The organism is Actinokineospora baliensis, from assembly GCF_016907695.1.
In the GTDB taxonomy this organism is placed as follows: domain Bacteria; phylum Actinomycetota; class Actinomycetes; order Mycobacteriales; family Pseudonocardiaceae; genus Actinokineospora; species Actinokineospora baliensis.
In genome coordinates, this window is the sequence record NZ_JAFBCK010000001.1 from 5,249,313 (window position 1) to 5,268,722 (window position 19,410).

Consider the following 19,410-nt stretch of genomic DNA (forward strand, 5'->3'; position numbering starts at 1 on the left):
ACGGGTGGCACACATCGAGCTCGGCAACGACGACCCCGGCATCCGGGGCCTGATGCGGTACCGGCCGTTGACCGCGGGTCCGCTCTCGGACCTGGCCGAGACGCTGCTGCGCGCGGACAACTCGCTGACCAGGGGTGAGCGCGAGCTGATCGCGGCCACCGTCTCGCGCGGCAACGAGTGCACCTTCTGCGGGAACTTCCACGCCACGATCGCCGCGGTCGAGTTGGGTGTCGACGACCTGGCCGAGGCGCCGCGCTCGGCGAAGATGACCGCGCTGCTGGTGATCGCGGACAAGGTGCGGGTGAGCGGCCAGTCGGTGCTGGACGAGGACGTGGCGGCGGCGCGGGCGGCGGGCGCGACCGACGAGGAGATCCACGACACCGTGCTGATCGCCGCGGCGTTCTGCATGTACAACCGCTACGTCGACGGCCTGGGCACGTGGGCGAGCACCGATGTGGGCGACTACCTGCCCTCGGCCAAGCACATCAGCGTGGTCGGCTACCGCTGAGCACACCCCCGGCACCCGGCAGTCCACTGTGGATCGCCGGGTGCCGCCGGTTCCAGGATGGGCTCGGCGCGGGCCCGGTGGCCAGGGCAATCCGGAAGATGCGCGTGCACGGCCGCCGGTGCGACGGTGCCTGTGCGCGTTGGACGCCTCAGCGCGGTGGTGGAAGGAAGGGAGCGGCACGTGAGCGACGCGATCACGGGCAGGGCCATCGTGCTCGGGGCCAGCATGGCGGGACTGCTCGCCGCGCGGGCGTTGGCGGAGGTGTACCCGCAGGTGCTGGTGCTCGACCGGGACCGGGTGCTCGGCGTGCGCGAGTCGCGCGGCGGCGCACCGCACACCCGGCACGCGCACGGGCTGCACGGGCGCGGGCACCTGATCTTCGAGGAGTTCTTCCCCGGTCTCACCCAGGAACTCGTCGACGACGGCGTGCCGGTGGGCGACCTCGGCGAGATGCGGTGGTTCTTCAACGGCCGCAAGATCCTGCCCGCGCACACCGGGCTGCTGTCGGTCACCGCGCCGCGGCCGGTGCTCGAGCACCACGTGCGGACCAGGGTGGCCGCGCTGCCGAACGTGACCATCCAGGAGTGCTGCGCGGTCGCGACCCTGGTCGCCACCCCGGACCGCTCGCGCATCGTCGGGGTGCGGGCGCGCCTGGACGGGGCCGACGCCGATGAGGTGCTGGAGGCGAGCCTGGTGGTCGACACCACCGGCCGCGGCTCGCGGACCCCGGTGTGGCTCGAGGAACTCGGCTACGAGCGGCCCCCGGTGGAGCGGGTGAAGGTCGGGCTTGCCTACACGACGCGCTACTACCGGTCCAAGCCGGAGATGTTCGAGGGCGTCCAGTCGATCAACCCGGTCGCCTCGCCCGCGCACCCGCGCGGCGCGTTCCTCGGGCAGGTCGGCCCGGACATCTGCGTGCTGTCGCTGACCGGCATCCTGGGTGATCACCCGCCGACCGGGCCAGAGGCCTTCATGGACTTCGTGAAGTCCTTACCCGTGCCCGACGTCTACGACGCGGTGCGCGACGCCGAGCCGCTCGACGACGCCGTGTCGTTCGGGTTCCCGGCCAGCGTGCGCAGGCACTACGAGCGGCTGACCCGGTTCCCGATGGGCCTGCTGGTCCTGGGGGACGCGGTGTGCAGCTTCAACCCGGTGTACGGCCAGGGCATGAGCGTGGCCGCGATCGAGGCGAAGGCGCTGCGCGACCGGCTGCTGCGCGAGGGGACCGAACCGGACCCGAGGCGGTTCTTCGCCGAACTGTCCAAGGTGATCGACGTGCCGTGGGAGATCTCCGCGGGCGGCGACCTGGACTTCCCCGAGGTGCAGGGCAAGCGCACGCTCAAGGTGCGGATGGGCAACGCCTACATGGCCCGGTTGCAGTACGCCGCGACCCAGGACAGCGAGGTCACCAAGGGGTTCATGCGGGTCGCCGGGCTGATGGACCCGCCGCAGGCGCTGATGCGACCCTCGATGGTGCGCCGGGTCCTGCGCCACGCCACCCGCCGACCCTCCTGACGCGACGCGCCCCCACGCCGGGCAGGGCGTGGGGGCGCGTCGGCGTTTTCAGTGGATCAGCGTTCCTGCAGCACCGACAGGATGTTGCCCGCCGGGTCGGTGAACCAGGCGATGTAGGGGCCCTCCTCGCGGAAGATCCCCCGGTCGTCGCTGGGCATGCCCTCGTAGCGCTCGAACCGGACACCGCGCCCGACCAGGTCGTCGACCGCCGCGTCGATGTCCTCGACCTGGAAGTTGAGGATCGTGTACGAGGCGGGGACGTGGCCGGGTTTGGGGTAGACCAGCACCTCGGTGTCGTCGGACAGGTGCAGGTGCAGCATGCCGTGCTCCTCGGTGACCCGCAGGCCGAGGGCGTTCTCGTAGAACTCCCGCGCCGCGGGCACGTCGTCCACCGCGAAACCGCTGAACGCCCTGGTGTGTCGCACCATCTCCACTTGCCTCCTACCGGCGGGACGCGAGGTACGCCGCGCTCAGCTCGATGATCTGCAGGTAGTTGCCGTCCGGGTCGACCAGGGTCCCGAAGATACCGTCGGGGCGGCTCTGCGGCCGCACGAGCCAGGTGACGCCGAGGGTGTCGAGGTGCGCGGCGGTGGCCGCGGCGTCGTCGACGTGGAAGTTGAGGACGTAGCGGCCCGGTTGCGGGTTGGCCGCGGTGACGTCGTCGCGCGGGTCGATCAGGATCGCGGTCTCGCCGAAGTCGAGGAACCCGTGCTCGTCCTCGGCGGGGGCGAACGCGTCGCGGTACCACTGCCGCAGCCGGTCGGGGTCGGCGCTGCCGAGCAGGATGCTGCCGAGCCGCGGTGCTCCCATGGGGTTCTCCTCTCGACCGACCCGGCCACACTATCGCGCGCCCTCCCGCCACCGGCTACTCCGCACGTGCCCGGCCAGCGGGCGCGATCTGTCCTTTGTGGAGTGGATACCTCGCATTCCGGAAGATGCGCCCCGGGATCGGCGGCTGCGACGCTGCTGGTCATGGCTGCATGGCTGAACTCGCGGCGGGACGACTACACCGGCGTGCACGAGTGCTTCGCGGCGCAGGTCGCGCGGGTGCCCGACGAGGTCGCGGTCGCGCACGGCGCGGTCCGGCTGACCTACCGGGAGCTCGACGAGCGGGCCAACCGGCTCGCCCACCGGCTGCTCGAGCTCGGGGTCGGCCCGCAGGACCCGGTCGCGGTGCTGCTGAGCTGGTCACCCGAGGTGGTGGTGGCGTTCCTGGCGGTGCTCAAGGCGGGCGGGTGCTACCTGCCGCTGCACGAGGCGTACCCGCTGGAGCGCAAGCGGTGGATCGTCGACAACGTCACCACCGGGGACGGCGGACGCGGGGTGGGGGTGCTGCTGGCCGACCGCGCCACCGCCGACCGCGGCCTGCCCGACGCCCCGCACGTGCTGCTGCTCGACGACGACACGGCGCTGGGTTCAGCACCGGCCACCGACCCCGGCATCGCGGTCGACGGCGACCGACTGGCCTACGTCATGTACACCTCCGGGTCGACCGGTCACCCCAAAGGCGTGGAGGTCACCCACCGCGGCGTCCTGTGCCTGGCGCTGGACTCCTGCTGGGACAGCGGCAACCACGAGCGGACCGCGATGGTCGCCCCGTACGCGTTCGGCGTGTCCACCTACGAGGTGTGGGTACCGCTGCTGCACGGCGGCCGGATCGTGCTCAAACCCGCCGGTGACCTCGACGTGCGCTCGCTGGTCGCCGACGGCGCGGTCACCGGTCTGCACCTGACCGCGGGGCTGTTCCGGGTGCTGGCCGACGAGGACCCCGGCTGCCTGGCCGGGGTGCGCGAGGTGATGACCGGCGGCGACGTGATCTCCCCGACCGCGGTGCGCCGCGTCCTCGACGCCTGCCCCGGCCTGGTGGTGCGCGCCCTCTACGGCGGCACCGAGATGTCGTCGTTCGCGATCCACTCGCCGATGACCGCGCCCTACACGCCGGGCCGCTCGGTCCCGGTGGGCAGGCCGATGGACGAGGTGCGGCTCTACGTGCTCGACCCCGATTCCCAGCCGGTGCCCGACGGGGAAGTCGGCGAGCTGCACGTCGCCGGGCCTCGGCTGGCGCGCGGCTACGCGGGCCGCCCCGACCTGACCGCCGAGCGGTTCGTGCCCGACCCGTTCACCGGGGCTGAGGAACGCATGTACCGCACCGGCGACCTGGTCCGCCGCACCCCTGAGGGGTTGATCGAGTTCGTGGCGCGGGTGGGCGACCAGGTGAAGATCCGCGGTTACCTGGTGGAGTTGGGCGAGGTGGAGGCGGTGTTGGGCGCCATCCCCGGTCTGGCCAACGCCACGGTGATCGCGGGCGACACCGAGCTCGGTGACCAGCGCCTGATCGCCTACCTCGTACCGGAGACCGGCGGCGGGGTGGAGGTCGACCAGGTCCGGGAGCACGCCTTGTCGCTGTTGCCGGAGTACATGGTCCCCACCGCCTACGTCGTGCTCGACGCGCTCCCGTTGACCCCGAACGGCAAGCTCGACCGCAAGGCGCTGCCCGCCCCCGCGGTCACCGGCACCGCCACCTACCGCGCCCCCACCACCGACCGGCAGCGGACCCTGTGCCGGTTGTTCGGGGAGGTGCTGGAGGTCCCCGCGGTGGGGCTCGACGACAGCTTCTTCGACCTGGACGGCCAATCGCTGCTGGCGATGCGGCTGGTCGGCCGGATCCGGGCGGCCCTGGGCGGCGACCTGTCGATCAGCGACCTGTTCGACGCGCCCACACCCGCCGAGCTGGACAAGCGGTTCGACCAGGCCGAGGTGACCCGATGACCGCCAACGGCACACGGGCCCAAACCGCGCAGCTGCCCCCGGTGCCCGAGCCGGACCTGACCCCCGACCAGGTGATCGCCCGCGCCGAGGCATTGGCACTGACCTTGGTCGAGCGGCAGGCCGAGACCGAACAGGCCACCGGCTACGCCCAGGACACCCACGAGGCGTTCGCTCGGGCCGGTTTCTACCGGATCCTGGTGCCGCGCCGCTACGGCGGCTACGAGTTCGGCGCGGAGACCTTCATGCGGGTGTGCCTGGCGTTGGCCCGCGGCTGCCCGTCGACCGGGTGGATGTTCCTGTTCGGCGCCGCGCACGCGCTGCCGGTGGCGACGCTGTTCAGCGAGGACGCGCAGCGGGAGCTGTTCAGCGGCGGCGACTTCATCTGCCCTGCCACCGTCGCGCCCAACGGCACCGCCGAGCGCACCCCCGACGGCGACTGGATCCTCGACGGCACCTGGACCTACTGCTCCGGCGCGCCGTACGCCACCCACTTCCTCGGCCACTGCCTGGTCCAGCCCGACCCCGACGGCGAGCCGGAGCCGATGATGTTCATCGTGCCCCGGGCGCAGTGGCAGCGCCTCGACGACTGGGGCGACCAGCTGGGGCTCAAAGGCAGCGGATCACACGCCATCCAGATCCGGCGGCAGCTGATCCCGGCCAAGTACACCCTGCCCGCGCACCTGAGCAAGCTCAGCGTCACCGACGGCGCCCCCGGGCGGCTGCTGCACGGCCCCGAGTACGGCGGCGGCCCGCTCAGCTTCATGCTGCTGGAACTGGGCGTACTCGCCGCGGGCATGGCCCAGGGCGCGCTCGACGCCTACGAGGAGCTGATGCTCGCGAGGAACACGCTGTTCCCGCCGATCGTGCGGCGCGTGGAGGACCCCGACTACCAGTTCCGCTACGGCGAGGCCACCGGCATGATCAGCGCCGCGCGGGCCGCCGCGCTCGACGCGGTCCGCCAGTGGAGCCTGCTGTGCGAGCGGGGGCCTGCGGCGTTCACCCGCGAGGAGGAGCTGCGGTTGGCGCTGATCAGCCGCGAGGCGGTCCGGCTGAGCTGGCGGGCGGTGGAGACCCACCTGTTCCCGACCGCCGGGTCCAGCGCGGTCCGCCACGGCGAGCGCATCGAACGCGTCTGGCGGGACATGTCCACCCTGCACAGCCACGCGGGCCTCGGGGTGTTCCTGTCCACCCTGGCCAACCGCGAGCTGACCAGGGCCCGCTTCGACATCCCGGACGAGCGGCCAGCCGACCGGTGAACCCCGACCACAGAGGAGATCGCCCATGAAGGCCGCCGTCATCCCCGGGATCAACGCCGCGTGGGAGCTGCGCGAGGTGCCCACCCCGGTGCCCGGCCCCGGCGAGGTGCTGGTCCGGGTCGCCGCGTGCGGCATGTGCGTCAACGACGTCGACGCCACCCGCGGCTACATCCCGTTCCCCAGCTTCGAACCGGCCATCACCGGCCACGAGCCGGTCGGCACCGTCGTGGAACTGGGGCCGGGGGTCACCAGCAGGCAGGTCGGCGACGTCGTGGGCACCACCTGGATCCGCGGCACCTGCGGGCGCTGCGACTACTGCCGGTTGGAGCTGCCGCTGTCGGGGCAGGCCGCGTTCAACTGCGCCGCACCGACCTCCACCGGCTTCACCGTCCAAGGTGGACACGCCGAGTACCTCGCCGTCGCCGCCCGCGAAACCGTGCTGATCCCCGACGGCCTCGCCCCCGAACTGGCCGCGCCGGTGCTGTGCGCCGGGTACACCGCGCTCAGCGCGCTGCGCGCGGGTGAACCGGCACCGGGCGAGCGGGTCGCGGTGCTCGGCATCGGCGCGCTCGGCCACCTGGCGGTCCAGTTCGCCCGCGCCGCCGGGTTCGAGACCATCGCGATCACCAGCTCACCGGACAAACGCGACCTCGCGGTCGATCTGGGCGCCGCCCACGTCGTCGGCTCCGGCGCCGAACTGCGCGAGATCGGCGGCGCCGACGTCGTCCTGGTGACCGCGCCGTCCTACGCGGCGGCCAGCGAGTCCCTGCAGGGGCTGCGGGTCAACGGCAGGCTCGTGCTGGCCGGGATCGACGGAGCCGAGCCGTTCACCATCCCGCCCGCGGTCCAGTACCCGTTCTTCGCCCAGCGCAACCGGATCATCGGCGCCACCCACGACGACCCCCGGTACCTGCGCGAAGCGCTGGACCTGGTGGCGGCGGGCGCGGTCACCCCGATGGTCGAGGTGTTCCCCGCCGAGCAGGTCCAGGACGCCGTGGAGAAGGTCGGCAAGCGCGAGGTCCGCTTCCGCGCCGTCATCACCTACTAGAACGGGCGGGACATGACCGTTTCGGACGCGACGCGCACGCCGCTGTCGCTGCAGCAGGACTTCCTGTGCACCCTGGACAAAGGTGATGTGACCGGCGCGCTGGGCGCCAAGCACATCGTGTTGTCCGCGTGGCGGGTGCGCGGGCCGGTGGACGTGGACACGCTGCGGGCGGCGCTGCTGGACCTGGTGGAACGGCACGAGATGCTGCGCACGGAGATCGTGCGCGGTGACGAGCCGTTCCAGGTCGTCCACCCGGCAGGCCCGCCGCGGTTGGTGGTCGAGGACCTGTCCGGCGTCGGGGAGTCTGATCGCGATGCGCGGGCGGAGCTGTTCTACAGCGAGGTCGAGACGGCCGACTACCCGGTGCGCGAGTTGCCGCACCTGCGCGCCGCGCTGGGGCGTTTCGCCGCCGACGACTGGGTGTTGGCGCTGGTGGTGCACCACATCGCCGCGGACGGCTGGTCGATGCGGGTGCTCATCCGCGACCTGGCCAACCGGTACGCGGCCCGGCGCGGCCACCCGGTCGAGGACCTCCCACCGGTGCGGCAGTACCGGGAGTTCGTCGCCGAACAGCCCGCCACCCTCACCGGCCCCGAAGTGGACCGCGCCGCCGACTACTGGCGCGACAAGCTCGCGGGCGCCGAGATCACCACCGTGGCCACCGACCGTCCGCTGCGCGAAGACGTCCCCGCCATCTACGCCGACCACCGCTCCCTCATCTCCGCGGAGACGACCGCGGCGACCCTGCGGCTGGCCAAGGCGACGCACTGCTCGCCGTTCATGCTGTACCTCGGCGTGTTCTCCGTGCTGCTGGCCACCAAGTCCCACTCCCGAGACGTGGTGGTCGGCACCTTCAGCTCCGGCCGCGGCATCGGCCCGTATCAGGACACCATCGGCGCGTTCCTCAACTTCCTGCCGCTGCGCACCGACCTCACCGGCGCGGGCACCTTCCGCGACGTGCTCGAGCGGGTGCGCTCCACGTGCCTACAGGCCTACGTGCACGACATCCCGTTCCCCCTGATCGACCAGCAAGCCCCCGACCTGATCGTCCCGTCGGCGGACCGCGACATCATCGCCTTCGAGGTCCTGCAGTTCCCCGACGGCATCGACGGCACCCCCATCGGCGACCTGACCTACCTCGAACTCCGAGACCGCCGCGTCCCCCGCCCCGTGAGCTGCGACATCCCCGACGGCGCATTGTGGGCATTGGACGTGCTGCCGGGGGTGGGGACGGTCAGCAGCCTGAAGTTCAACACCCACCTGTACGACCCCGACACCATGTGGACCCTCGTCCAGGACTACGTCAACACCCTGACCCGCTGCGTCTCCTCCCCCGACACCCCTCTCTGGGGCGACGCCTAGCCGTTCTGCCAGCGGTGAACCCGGGCGCCATGGGACCCGACGGTCACTACCGTCGAGTCCCATGGCGACACGTGTAGTCGAATACCCGGCCGACGGCCTGACGATGGTCGGATATCTCGCGCTCCCGGCCGGTAGCGGCCGTGGGCCCGCGGTACTGCTCGGCCCCGAAGGCGTGGGCCTCAGCGACGTCGAACGCCGCCGCGCCGATGCATTGGCCGAACTGGGGTACGTGGCACTGGCCTTCGACCTGCACGGCGGGCGCTACCTGAGCGACCCCGAGGAGATGCTGGCCCGGTGCCTGCCGCTGCTCGCCGACCCCGACCGGATGCGGGCCATCGGCCACGCCGCACTGGACGTCCTGCGCGCCGAACCACGAACCGACCCCGACCACATAGCCGCCATCGGCTACGGCACCGGCGGCGCCATCTGCCTAGAACTAGGCCGCGACGGCGTAGACCTCCGCGCGATCGGCACGGTCAACGGACTCACCACAGGCCGACCAGGCGAAGCAACCAACATCCACTGCCCAGTCTGGGCAGCCGTCGGCTCAGAAGACCCCATCATGCCCCCCACCCAACGCGACGCCTTCACCACCGAAATGCAGTCCGCCAACACCGACTGGCGCCTAGTCACCTACGGCGGTGCCCTCCACGCCTTCCACCACCCGCCAGTCGACCACCCCACCGTTCCTGGAGTGGGCTACCACCCACAACACGCCCACCGAGCCTGGCAAGACATCCTCGCCCTACTCGCCGAGTGCCTCCCCGTGACGGAGTGACCTGGTGTGGAGTTCCCGGCCCGTGGTGGGCCGGGAACCCGCATCTCATCAGGCGGTGATCAGATCCACGGCTTTCTCCGCCATGGCGATGATCGGGGCGTTGGTGTTGCCCCGCACCAGGGTCGGCATAGCCGAGGCGTCCACCACACGCAGCCCCTCCACTCCCTGGACCCGAAGCTCCGCGTCCAGCACCGTCCCCATCGCGCAGGTGCCCGCCGGGTGGAACAGGGTCTGGGTGTTGCGCCGGGCGTACTCGCGCAGGTCCGCGTCAGAGTCCGACTCCGGCGGCTGGTGCAGTTTGCCCGTGTACGGCGACAAGGCTCGTTGCCGGGCGATCTCCAGCCCCACCCGCAAACCGGCGACCATCGTGCGCAGGTCGGCGTCGTCGGCGTAGTAGTTGTGGCGGATTCGGGGTTTCACGGTGGGGTCGGCCGAGGACAGCGTCACCGTGCCGCGGCTGCGGGTGGAGAGCACGCAGGGGCCGAACGAGATGGCGTGGTCGGTGGGGGCTTCCAGGCCGACCGCCAGGAGCATCAGCGGGGAGGCGTGGAACTGCACGTCCGGCACGGGTGATCCGTCGGTGGAGACGAAGCCGCCCGCTTCGGGGACGTTGGACGACAGGGGTCCGGTGCCGTGTTCGGCGTATTCGCGCTGGTACTTGGGGTCACCGGCGATGAGCAGGCTGATCGGGTGCGAGTGCGGGTACACCAGGTTCGCCGACGGGTGGTCTTGCAGGCCTCGGCCGACGGGGAGGTCGGCCACGACCGGGATGCCCAGGGCGGCCAGTTCGTCGGCCGGGCCGATGCCGGACAGCAGCAGCAGTTGCGGTGAGTTGTAGGCGCCCGCGCACACGATGACCTCGCGCTCGGCCCGGATCTCGATCTCCTCGTCGAGCCTGGCCCCGACGACCCCCACCGCGCGACCGCCTTCGACCAGGATCCGGTGGACCTGCACGTTGGTCTCGACGGTCAGGTTGGGCCGCCCGGCAGCGGGCGTCAGGTACGCGGTGGCGCTGCTGCACCGGCGGCCGTCGCGCTGGGTCAGTTGGTAGCGGCCGAATCCGTGCTGCTCGGCGCCGTTGAAGTCATCGTTGGCGGCGTAGCCCGCTTCGACCGCGGCCTCGACGAACGCGGTGGACATGGGGTTGTTCGACCGGCCCTCCGACACCGCCAGCGGGCCACCGGCGCCGTGGTAGCGCGAGGCGCCGCGTTCGTTGTCCTCGGACTTGATGAAGTACGGCAGCAGGTCCGCGAAGGTCCACCCGGGCAGGCCCCAGCCGTCGTAGTCGGCGGGGTTGCCGCGCATGTAGACCATGCCGTTCATCGAGCTGGTGCCGCCCAGCACCCGCCCGCGGGGCAGGTAGAGCCTGCGGCCGCCGAGGAACGGCTCGTCGTGGGTGTCGTAGTCCCAGTCCAGTGTGGACCGGAACAGGGCGCCCGCGCCGAGCGGCACGTGGATGTTCTCGTTGGTGTCGACCGGGCCCGCTTCGACCAGGGTCACCCGCACGTCGGGGTCCTGCGACAGCCGGCCCGCCAGCACGCAGCCCGCGGACCCGGCCCCGATGACCAGGTAGTCCGTCACCCGCGCGGTCATGCCCCGGTGACCTTTCCGTCGGTGCCCAGCCGCCCGAGGACCTCGGCGATGGCCGACACGGCGCGTTCGGCCTCGTCGCGGCGCAGCACCAGCGGCGGCGACAACACCAGCGTGGGCCCGTAGTCGCGCAGGATCACCCCGTGGGCCTCGCGCAGTTCGGTGGTGACCGCGCCCGCCATGATCGGCTCACGGGTCGCCTTGTCGGCCACCAGCTCGATGCCCGCGGTGGCGCCCTCGACCCGGATGTCGCCGACCACCGGCAGCTCCGCCAGCGGCGCCAGCAGCTCGGCGAACCACTCGCCGATCTCCTTGGCCCGCCCCAGCAGGCCGTCCTGTTCGATCAGGTCCAGGTTGGCCAGGGCGACCGCGCACGCGGTGGGGTGCGCGGAGTAGGTGTGGCCGTGGAAGAAGTACGCGCCCTCCCCCGCGACCGCCTCGCCGATGTCGTCGCGGATGAGCACCGCGCCGAGCGGGGCGTAGCCGCTGGTGAGGCCCTTGGCGGTGACGATCATGTCCGGGCGCATGCCGCGCGCGGCCGAGTCGAACCAGGTGCCGGTGCGGCCGAACGCGGTGACGACCTCGTCGGCGATCAGCAGGATGCCGTGCGCGCTGAGCAGTTCGCGCACCCGGGGCCAGTAGTCCGGCGGCGGGGTGAGGATGCCGCCGCCGCCCATGACCGGTTCGCCGATCATCGCGGCGATGTTGTCGGCGCCGAGCCGCTCGATGGTCTCGGCGAGCTCGGTGAGCAGGAACTCGGTGGTGTCCTGCCCGCCGTAGAAGTCGTCGGCGCGGTAGGGGTAGGGCGCGGACACCTTCTCCACGTGCGGCAGGTTCGGGCCGATGCCCACGTGCATGGGCGCGAACCCGGTCGCGGTGCCGCTGCCGTAGGTGGCGCCGTGGTAGGCCAGCTGCCGGGAGATGATCCACGTGCGGTCGGTGTCGCCGCGGCTGTGGTGGTAGAGCCGGGCGACCTTGATGGCGGTCTCGACGCCCTCGGAGCCGCCGCAGGTGAAGAACACCCGGGACAGGCCCTCGGGGGCGAGTTCGCTGAGCCGCACCGCCAGCCGGACCGCTTTGTCGTTGGTGAACCCGAAGAACCCGGAGAAGTACGCCAGTTGGCTGGCCTGCTCGGCCAGGGCGGTCACCAGTTCCTCGCGGCCGTGCCCGACCTGCGCGGCCCAGTTGCCGCCGCCGGAGACGTCGAGCAGTTCGGCGCCGCCCGCGTCCCACACGGTGCTGCCCGCGCCGCGCACGACCACCGTGCGCTGCGGGCTGGCGCCGCTCTGGTGGGGGTGGATGACGTGCCGCCGGTCGAGGTCCTCCCATTCCGCCACGGACACACCCGTGCTGTCGATCCCTGTCGTGGTCACGTTCCCACCCCTGCCCTCCGTCGGCTGCCGGGTCCCATCACGTGCTCTGAAGTGCTGTTGTCGAGAATCACCGCGCGGCGGCGCCCGCCGCATCTCCGGGAATGCGCGGTCAGTAGTCGATGGAGCGCCAGAAGTCGTAGCTGTGCCCGACGCGGAAGTTCCCCGGTCGCACCGCGCCCGGCTGCAGCACCTGGGCGAGGGCGGCGTCGCGGTTGGCGCTGGGCCAGTGCGGCAGGCCGCGGCCGTTGGGGTCGCCGGTGCGGGCGAAGCGGCTCCAGTAGTCGATCATCGTGTTCGACAGCGCCCGCTGCGCCGGGGTGAAGGTGCGGCCCGCGAAGTAGACGGTGGTGAACAGGTACTGCAGTTCGGCGTCCTGGTAGGCGCCGGTCGGGAACGACGGCAACGCCAGGTCCCCGTACCAGGGCGCGTCGCGGTCGGCGAACTCGTAGGCGTAGGTCGGCACGTGGCGGGCGAACAGGGCCGCGGTGTCGCTCTGCGGCCGCGACAGCAGCGCGTCAGTCGCCAACGCCGACCAGGCCAGGCTCGGGATGTTCTGGTAGGCCGACAACGGGTACCGGGCGAGCACCCGCTCGGCGTTCGCGGCGCCGACGAAGTTGCGCACCCGCAGCACGTAGCCTTCCGGTGTCAGCTTCGGGTAGCCCCACAGCTCCAGGTAGGCGTCGGAGGTGCGGTAGGCGTCGCGGTTGGACCCGAGCAGCACCGGCACCTTGTGGAAGCGGCCCGTGTCGAACGCGACCAGCGGGTCGAGCGGCAGCACACCCCCACCGCCGTAGACCGGGGTGAACATCAGGAACGGGGCCTTCTTCAGCAGGTCCATCGCCGGGACCGCGCGCAGGCACGCGGCCGCGGTGGCCGGGTCGGCGCACCCGACGTCCTTGGCCAGCGCGAGACCGTGCTTCTCGGCCGCGGCGCGCGAGCGGGGCAGCCCCAGCGGTTCGGGGTCCGGTGACCCGTCGCCCCTGGGCACGGTGTGCAGGGTGCACGGGTTGCTCATCGTGATGACCTTGTGGAACAGCCCGGCCGCCGACGGCGAGGTCATCTGCACGCACACGGCCTTGCCACCCGACCACTGGCCGGAGATGGTGACGTTGCCGGGGTCGCCGCCGAACGCGGCCGCGTTGCGCCGGATCCAGCGCAGCGCCTCCTGCTGGTCCTCCAGCCCGAAGTTGCCCGAGCGCTGCTTGGCCTCACCGCCGTCGAGCGCGGGGTGCGCCATGAACCCCAACGCCCCCAGGCGGTAGTTGACCGTCACCGCGACGACGTCACCGCGTGCGGCCAGTGTCGTGGGCAGCGTCTCGTGACTGGATCCGGCGCTGAACCCGCCGCCGTGGAAGAACACCAGCACGGGCAGCCGCCGATGGTCGGTGCGCCGCGGGGTCGTTACGTTGAGGTAGAGGCAGTCTTCGCTTTCGCTGTGCAGGTACGGGTGTAACTCCACTTGGGCGCAGCCGTTACCCGGTTTCGTCGCGGCCCGGGTTCCGTGCCAGGACTGTGCGGGTCGTGGTGAAGCCCACCGCAGCGGCCCGACCGGGGGCGCCGCGTACGGGATCCCTTGGAACTCGCGGTATTCCTGGGTCACGGTGCCGCGCACGGCGCCTTTGTCGGTGCGCACCAGGGCCGGGTTCCCGGTGGACTCGGTGGACTCGGTGGCTGAGGCGGGGGTGGCGAGGCCGAGCCCGAGGGCGGCCACCGCCACCAACGCGCGGGCGATCGGGGTGGGTCGCATGGCGATGTCTCCTCGGGGTGGGTCAGCGCTGGGTCCGCACGACCTCGTCGAGGTCGGCGCCGGAGTAGGTTCGTGCGTCGGTGAAGTACTCGACCCGCAGGGTTTCCGGGGCGCTGCCGGGTACCGGCGAGCGGCAGGTGGCGTTGTAGGCGTCGAGCAGCGCCTGCGCGTCCGCGCTGGCCTGGGCGAACCGCTCCACCGGGTCGGCGCCGTGGGCGAGGACGTCGCCCATCGCGTGGGTCATGATGTCCTGAGCGCGGGCGAACTCGCCGAACAGCGCGCCTTCCGAGGGCGGCCACACCCCTTTGGACCCGGCCCGGTCGGGGTAGGTGGCGAGTTGGTCGCTGGGCACCCGGTGGTAGGGGTGCGCGGCGAACCAGCCTTCCTCGTCGAGCAGGTCGTAGGCGGCGTGGGTCAGCGGCAGGAAGCTGTTGTCCTTGTGCCGGTCGGCGGCTTTGCGCGGGCTGTGGGTGAACTGCAGGAACGCCAACGCCCCGTCGCGGGTGGCCTCGTCCAGGCCGTCGGCCAACCACAGGGAGCTGCCCGCGATGGCGTTGCCCGCGTACGGGACCGCGCTGTTGTACGGCCAGGCCCCGACTTCGAGCCCGAACCCGGCGCCCGCGGCGGCCTGCACCATGTAGTTGACGTCGTTGGAGGAGCTGATCCGCAACCCCACCCGCTGCTCGGCGAAGGACTGGAAGGTGCCCTGCCAGTCGGGGATCGTGCCGGTGTACTCGTAGTGCCCCGCGGTGTGCAGGTCCCGCCACCACCGCACCCAGGCGAGCATCTGCGGGGAGGCGAGGTCGACCTTGGTGGCCCGCCCGGCGCGGCCGTTGCCGTTGTCGGCGAGCAGCCCGCCCTGGGAGGCGAGCGCCTGCTGGAAGAACATGCCGTGGTTGGCCCAGCCGATGGTGGGCCCGGGGCGGGTGTCGGCGAGCGCGGCGCAGGCGCGGTCGACCTCGGCCCAGGTGGCGGGCAGACCGTTGAGCCCGGCGGCGGCCATCTGCTCGGTGTTGGCGTAGAGGACGCTGGTCGTGCCGACCGACGGCATCGACATCAGGTCGCCGCCGACGGTGTAGTAGTCGCGCATCGCCGGGATGATGTCGTCGATCACGACCGGTTCGCCCAGGATCTCGGTGCGGTCGCCGATGGCCCGGCGCACCGAGGTGTAGCGCGGTCGCCCGTCGGGATCGGTGGTGTCCCTGGCGATCTGGCTCATGTAGAAGTAGTACTCGGCGACCGCGGGCCCCTTGCCCTCGGCGACGGCGGCCGAGATCTCCTGCGGCGCGGTGAAGAACCCCAGCGCCCGCAGTTCGACCCGGTACTCGGGGTGCGCGGCCTCGAACTCCGCCGCCTGCCGGTGCCACCAGTCCATGTAGCCGGGGAAGGTCAGGTCGGCCACCCAGATGTGCAGCGCGGTCGTGGTCGTCATGCGGTCTCCTGCCTGCTGTCGGGCGAACGCCCCGGGCGCAACCGCGACAGATGCTTCCCGCCCCGGCTCGGCGGGCGCATCTCCCGGATTGCTGTGGTTGCCGGGCGGGAGCGCATGGCCGAAGGTGCGGCGCCGGTGGCGCGGCGCCGATAGTGGGGGCCGGATCCGCCGCCTGATCACCGAGGGACACGCCCATGGTCATGCCCGAGAGCCCATCCACCGCGACCGAGCCCACCGGGCCGGTGACGGTCGCCGAGTTCGCCTCGGCGCCGCGCGAGCACCTCGACGCCGTCCACCGGTCGCTGATCGACGCCGTGTGGACCGACGGCCGGGCACGCGGTGCCGCGCTCGGCGTCGCCCGCGACCTGGTCGCCGTGTTCGCCGACCTCGACGCCGACCGGCAGGGGCGGGCCGCGGTCGTGCTCGGCCTGCTCGTCGACACCGAGTACCCGAGGTCCGAGAGGGAGCTGACCGCCGCGGTCCGCGCCGGGGTCGACACCTACTTGGCGGTGTGGCGGGCGACCACGAAGGACCAGCCGCTGTCGTTGGCGCTGCTGTACCTGCTCGGTCACTTCCCGGAGGCCCGTGACCGGATCCTGGACGTGGCCATCGACCTGGGTGTCGACGACGACGACCTGTCCAGGTTGGAGCGCGCGGTGTCGCGGCTGGACCCGGCCAACCCCGACCTGGGCCGCGCTTTCCCGTACCCGGCCGCGTGGGAGCTCGACGACACCGAACGCGACTTCGACCGGGCGTGGATCGCCGCGCTCACCCCGGAGCAGGTCCAGGCCCATTGGGACAACGACACCGAGACCGTGCTCGGCCACGCGGGCGCCAAGGCCTACTGGGCGGTGCGCAACGGGACCCCCACCCCCGTCGTGGTCGACTCGGTGCCCCCTCGCGCGCCCGGGCCGTTGCCGAACGACATCGCCGGTTTCCTGCGGCACGGCGCGGCGTTCCACTGCCCGAGCTGCGGTCGCGGTTTGGCGTTCGACGAGACGGCGGCCCGCTGCACGGGGTGCGCCAACGCCTACGCCATCGACGGCGGCATCGTCGACTTCACCACGACCATCGGCGACGGCCACGACCGCGGTTCGGACTTCCTGTTCAAGCTCGCCGAGATGCCGAGCATGGGCTTCTTCTACGAGGCCTACGCGCGGCCGAACTTCCTGCGGTTGTGCGGGTCCAATTGGGCCGCGCAGGTGCTGCCCTCGGATGAGGACGGCTACATCGCCGAGCACGTGCAACCAGTGGAGGGGCCGGTGCTCGACCTGGCGGCGGGGGCGGGTCGGTGGACCGCGGCGTTGGCCAAGGCGGTCGGTGTGCAGCGGGTGGTGGCCCTCGATCTGGGGTTGCCGATGCTGAGCACCCTGCGGTCGCGGCTGCCGGAGATCCCGGCCGTGCTCTCCAGCGGACGGTCACTGCCCTTCGCCGACGGGTCGTTGGGCGCGGTGCTGTGCTGGAACGCGCTGCAGGCCTTCCCCGACGACGCGCCCGCGGTGATCGCCGAGGTGGGCCGCTGCCTGCGGCCCGGCGGCACGTTCACGCTGCTGACGTTCCGGCAGGCACCGGACCCGGTGTACCGGCACTTCGTGTGGCGCCACCACTTCCCGCAGCACGCCGACGGGTTGCGGCTGTTCGACTACGCCGACCTGCGGGCGTGGTTGCGGGCGGCGGGCCTGCGGGTGCGGCACGAGTGGCGGCCCGGCACGTTCGTGGTGATCACCGCGGAGCGGGAGGCGTAGCAGACCCCCGGCCGTGCGGGTGTCGCTCCCCGCACGGCCGTGTCCCGCTCGGTGTCAGCCCTGCTCGAGGGCGAAGGAGCCGATCTTGACGTCGCCGTCGCGGACGTAGGTCGCGGCGATCACCCCGGTTTTGGTGATCATCGTGTTGACGAGCTTGAGACCGGCCGGGTGGGTGCCGTCGGCGAAGAGCTTCTTGCCGCTGCCGAGCAGCACCGGGAAGTGGGTGAGCCGGAACTCGTCGACGAGGTCGTTGGCCAGCAGCGTCTGGATCAGGTTGCCGCTGCCGGGGACGTGGATCTCGCCCTCGCGCTGCTTGAGGTCGGTGATCTCGGCGACCACGTCCCCGCTGAGCACGGTGGTGTTCTGCCAGTGCGGGTCGCGCAGGGTGGTGGACACGACGTACTTCTGCGTGTTGTTCATGATCTTGCCGATGGGGTCGTCGTCGGGGACCTTCGGCCAGAAGGCGGCGAAGATGTCGTAGGTCCGGCGACCGATCAGCAGCGCGCCGCTCTGCTCGAGGGCGGCCAGGCTCTCGTCGAAGTGCGGGACGAGCCAGCCGCCGAGTTCGAACCCGCCGCTGGTGTCCTCGTCCGGGATCCCGGGGGACTGCATGACGCCGTCGAGTGACAGCGAGGTGGTGACCACGAGCCTGCCCAACGCAGTGCCCTTTCTCGTCGGTGGATGTGTCGCGGTGGGGGTGGGGAGGTTCTCGGGGTGGGGTGGAGCGGGGTGCCGGTCAGCGGGCGCTGGCGGCCAGGACGTGCTGGGGGGTGCCGGGGATGCGGTGCTCGAACCAGATCGGGCGCCAGTCCGCCAGTTCGTGGAAGCGGCGCAGTTCGCTGACCCCGCCCAGCCAGCCCAGCCAGCCCGCGTGCGGCGGGTTGCGCTCGTCGAATCCGCTGTGGACGAAGGTGAGCCTGGTGCCGCCGTCGCTGTCGGCCAGCTCCCAGGTGCTGGTCATGTTGCCCCAGTCGAGGCCGACCCTGCGGTCGGGCACCAGATCGATGATGGTGGCCACGGAGTTGTCGACGTCCTTGTCCACGCCGAAGCCGCCCATCGCCCACCGGCCGCCCACGTGCGGTTCGACCTCCACGGTGGCGCCGAACCACTGGCCGAAGCGCTCGGGTTCCATCAGCGAGCGGAACACCGCCTCGGGGGCGGCGTCGATGACCACCGTGCCGCTGAGGCCCTCCGCGGCGAAGTCGCACTTGGGGGTGAGCTCGCGGCCCTCGACGTAGTCGACCAGGTTCGCGATCGACAGCGTCCAGAAGGTGGCCAGCACCGAGCGCGGGCCCTCCTCGGCGACCACCTGCGCCCAGTCCGGCACGTGGGTCTGGGTGACCGACACGATCGTGCTGCCGGGGCCCTCCTCGGCCAGCGACAGCTCCACGGTGGTGTCCTCGCCGCCCAGCGGCCACACGAACCGCAGCGTGTGCTCGTCGACGTAGACCGGGCGCTGGGTCGGTGTCGTGCCCTCGGGGGTGTAGCGGCCCCAGAAGGCGTACCGGCCGGGCAGGTCGACCTCGGCGTGCTCGGCCAACCAGGTGCGCAGCGCCTGCGCGTCGGTCAACGCGCGCCGCACCTGGGCGATCGGCGCGCCCGCGCGGGCGCGCAGGACCATCGGAGCGCTCACGGCGCCTCCTTCGGCAGCTGTGGGTAACAGGCCACGGCGAGCTTGAAGGCATCACCCTGCGCGCCGCCGTAGCGGGCGAACAGGTCTTGCAGGGTAGCGCGCAGTTCGGCCAGGAAGTCCTGCCGCCGCTCGGGCGGCACCCTGATCTGGCCGGACACCCCGAGCGAGGGCAGCTCGGGCAGCACCCCGGTGCCCGAGGTCTGCTCGAGCACCGCGATGTCGGTGAGCACCTCCTCCATCAGGTCGAGCACGAAGCCCAGGCTCAGCTCGTCCTGCTTGGCGCGCAGCCCGATCGGGCCGACCAGCTTGGGGGACAACCGGAACGAGCGGGCGCTGGCCTGGTAGACGCCTTCCTTGATGCCGCGCACGCTGCGCTCGGACACCCTGGCCACCAGACCGGCGTCGACCAGCCGCTGCACGTGGTAGTACACCCACTGCGGCGTCTGCCCGAGCCGGGCGCCGACCTCGGTGCACGAGCGCGGCGCGTCGAGCTGGCGGAGCACCTCCACGCGCTGCGGCTTGAGCAGCACCTCGGCCTGCTCGAACTGGTCCAGGTACAGCACGTCCCTCATGGGCACAGTCTTCTCCGTAAAAGGATCCCTTGTCAATCGAGCCGATCGCACCCCACCCGAACCGGGTGAGCGGCGCGCGCTT

General features: G+C 71.8%; 17 protein-coding genes. 8 read left to right on the plus strand and 9 right to left on the minus strand.

From position 1 onward, the window contains the following. Positions 1-4 precede the first annotated feature (4 nt). Positions 5-508, plus strand: a complete 504-nt coding sequence (locus JOD54_RS23820; RefSeq protein ID WP_204453281.1) for a carboxymuconolactone decarboxylase family protein — start codon at positions 5-7, stop codon at positions 506-508. A 180-nt stretch (positions 509-688) separates the two neighbouring features. Continuing rightward, positions 689-2,023, plus strand: a complete 1,335-nt coding sequence (locus JOD54_RS23825) for an FAD-dependent oxidoreductase (RefSeq protein WP_307860238.1) — start codon at positions 689-691, stop codon at positions 2,021-2,023. Between the two features lie 56 nt (positions 2,024-2,079). Here JOD54_RS23825 and JOD54_RS23830 read toward each other — a convergent pair whose 3' ends face one another. Together JOD54_RS23830 and JOD54_RS23835 are read right to left on the minus strand one after the other, a co-directional pair. Beyond that, a complete protein-coding gene (locus JOD54_RS23830) occupies positions 2,080-2,451 on the minus strand; it encodes a VOC family protein (RefSeq protein ID WP_204456521.1) in 372 nt (123 codons plus the stop codon). A gap of 13 nt (positions 2,452-2,464) precedes the next feature. Beyond that, positions 2,465-2,833: a VOC family protein gene (locus JOD54_RS23835; protein WP_204453283.1), complete on the minus strand. Its 369-nt coding sequence runs from the start codon at positions 2,831-2,833 to the stop codon at positions 2,465-2,467. A gap of 162 nt (positions 2,834-2,995) precedes the next feature. Between JOD54_RS23835 and JOD54_RS23840 the strand changes: the two genes are divergently transcribed. From JOD54_RS23840 to JOD54_RS23860, 5 genes are all read left to right on the plus strand, one after another. Then, the gene (locus JOD54_RS23840) at positions 2,996-4,792 is read left to right on the plus strand and encodes a non-ribosomal peptide synthetase (protein ID WP_204453285.1); all 1,797 of its coding nucleotides are present in this window, start codon (positions 2,996-2,998) and stop codon (positions 4,790-4,792) included. Continuing rightward, the gene (locus tag JOD54_RS23845) at positions 4,789-6,048 is read left to right on the plus strand and encodes an acyl-CoA dehydrogenase family protein (RefSeq protein ID WP_204453287.1); all 1,260 of its coding nucleotides are present in this window, start codon (positions 4,789-4,791) and stop codon (positions 6,046-6,048) included. Before JOD54_RS23840 ends, JOD54_RS23845 begins: the two co-directional genes overlap by 4 nt. A 25-nt stretch (positions 6,049-6,073) precedes the next feature. Further along, complete coding sequence (locus JOD54_RS23850) at positions 6,074-7,096, plus strand: alcohol dehydrogenase catalytic domain-containing protein (RefSeq protein ID WP_204453289.1); 1,023 nt, start codon at positions 6,074-6,076, stop codon at positions 7,094-7,096. A gap of 12 nt (positions 7,097-7,108) precedes the next feature. Then, positions 7,109-8,458, plus strand: a complete 1,350-nt coding sequence (locus tag JOD54_RS23855) for a condensation domain-containing protein (RefSeq protein ID WP_204453291.1) — start codon at positions 7,109-7,111, stop codon at positions 8,456-8,458. Positions 8,459-8,519: 61 nt separating this feature from the next. Further along, entirely contained in the window at positions 8,520-9,236 is a 717-nt protein-coding gene (locus tag JOD54_RS23860) for a dienelactone hydrolase family protein (RefSeq protein WP_204453293.1), read from the plus strand. A 48-nt stretch (positions 9,237-9,284) separates the two neighbouring features. Here the strand turns inward: JOD54_RS23860 and JOD54_RS23865 are convergent, their stop codons facing one another. The 4 genes from JOD54_RS23865 to JOD54_RS23880 form a co-directional block, all read right to left on the minus strand. Further along, the gene (locus JOD54_RS23865; protein ID WP_239573489.1) at positions 9,285-10,829 is read right to left on the minus strand and encodes a GMC family oxidoreductase; all 1,545 of its coding nucleotides are present in this window, start codon (positions 10,827-10,829) and stop codon (positions 9,285-9,287) included. Beyond that, on the minus strand, positions 10,826-12,199 hold the full coding sequence (locus JOD54_RS23870) for an aminotransferase family protein (RefSeq protein WP_307860239.1): 1,374 nt from the start codon (positions 12,197-12,199) through the stop codon (positions 10,826-10,828). Before JOD54_RS23870 ends, JOD54_RS23865 begins: the two co-directional genes overlap by 4 nt. Before the next feature lie 109 nt (positions 12,200-12,308). Further along, entirely contained in the window at positions 12,309-13,946 is a 1,638-nt protein-coding gene (locus tag JOD54_RS23875; protein ID WP_204453297.1) for a carboxylesterase/lipase family protein, read from the minus strand. A 22-nt stretch (positions 13,947-13,968) separates the two neighbouring features. Then, the gene (locus tag JOD54_RS23880; RefSeq protein ID WP_204453299.1) at positions 13,969-15,378 is read right to left on the minus strand and encodes an extracellular solute-binding protein; all 1,410 of its coding nucleotides are present in this window, start codon (positions 15,376-15,378) and stop codon (positions 13,969-13,971) included. Positions 15,379-15,578: 200 nt separating this feature from the next. Between JOD54_RS23880 and JOD54_RS23885 the strand changes: the two genes are divergently transcribed. Further along, a complete protein-coding gene (locus tag JOD54_RS23885; protein WP_204453302.1) occupies positions 15,579-17,123 on the plus strand; it encodes a class I SAM-dependent methyltransferase in 1,545 nt (514 codons plus the stop codon). A 54-nt stretch (positions 17,124-17,177) separates the two neighbouring features. Here JOD54_RS23885 and JOD54_RS23890 read toward each other — a convergent pair whose 3' ends face one another. The 3 genes from JOD54_RS23890 to JOD54_RS23900 all read right to left on the minus strand — a co-directional run bounded on the left by JOD54_RS23890 (position 17,178) and on the right by JOD54_RS23900 (position 19,328). Beyond that, positions 17,178-17,780, minus strand: coding sequence for a dihydrofolate reductase family protein (locus JOD54_RS23890; protein WP_204453303.1), 603 nt, complete (start codon positions 17,778-17,780; stop codon positions 17,178-17,180). A 79-nt stretch (positions 17,781-17,859) separates the two neighbouring features. Next, complete coding sequence (locus JOD54_RS23895; protein WP_204453305.1) at positions 17,860-18,756, minus strand: SRPBCC family protein; 897 nt, start codon at positions 18,754-18,756, stop codon at positions 17,860-17,862. Beyond that, entirely contained in the window at positions 18,753-19,328 is a 576-nt protein-coding gene (locus JOD54_RS23900) for a winged helix-turn-helix domain-containing protein (RefSeq protein WP_204453307.1), read from the minus strand. The genes JOD54_RS23895 and JOD54_RS23900 overlap by 4 nt, the downstream gene beginning before the upstream one ends. Positions 19,329-19,410 lie beyond the last annotated feature (82 nt).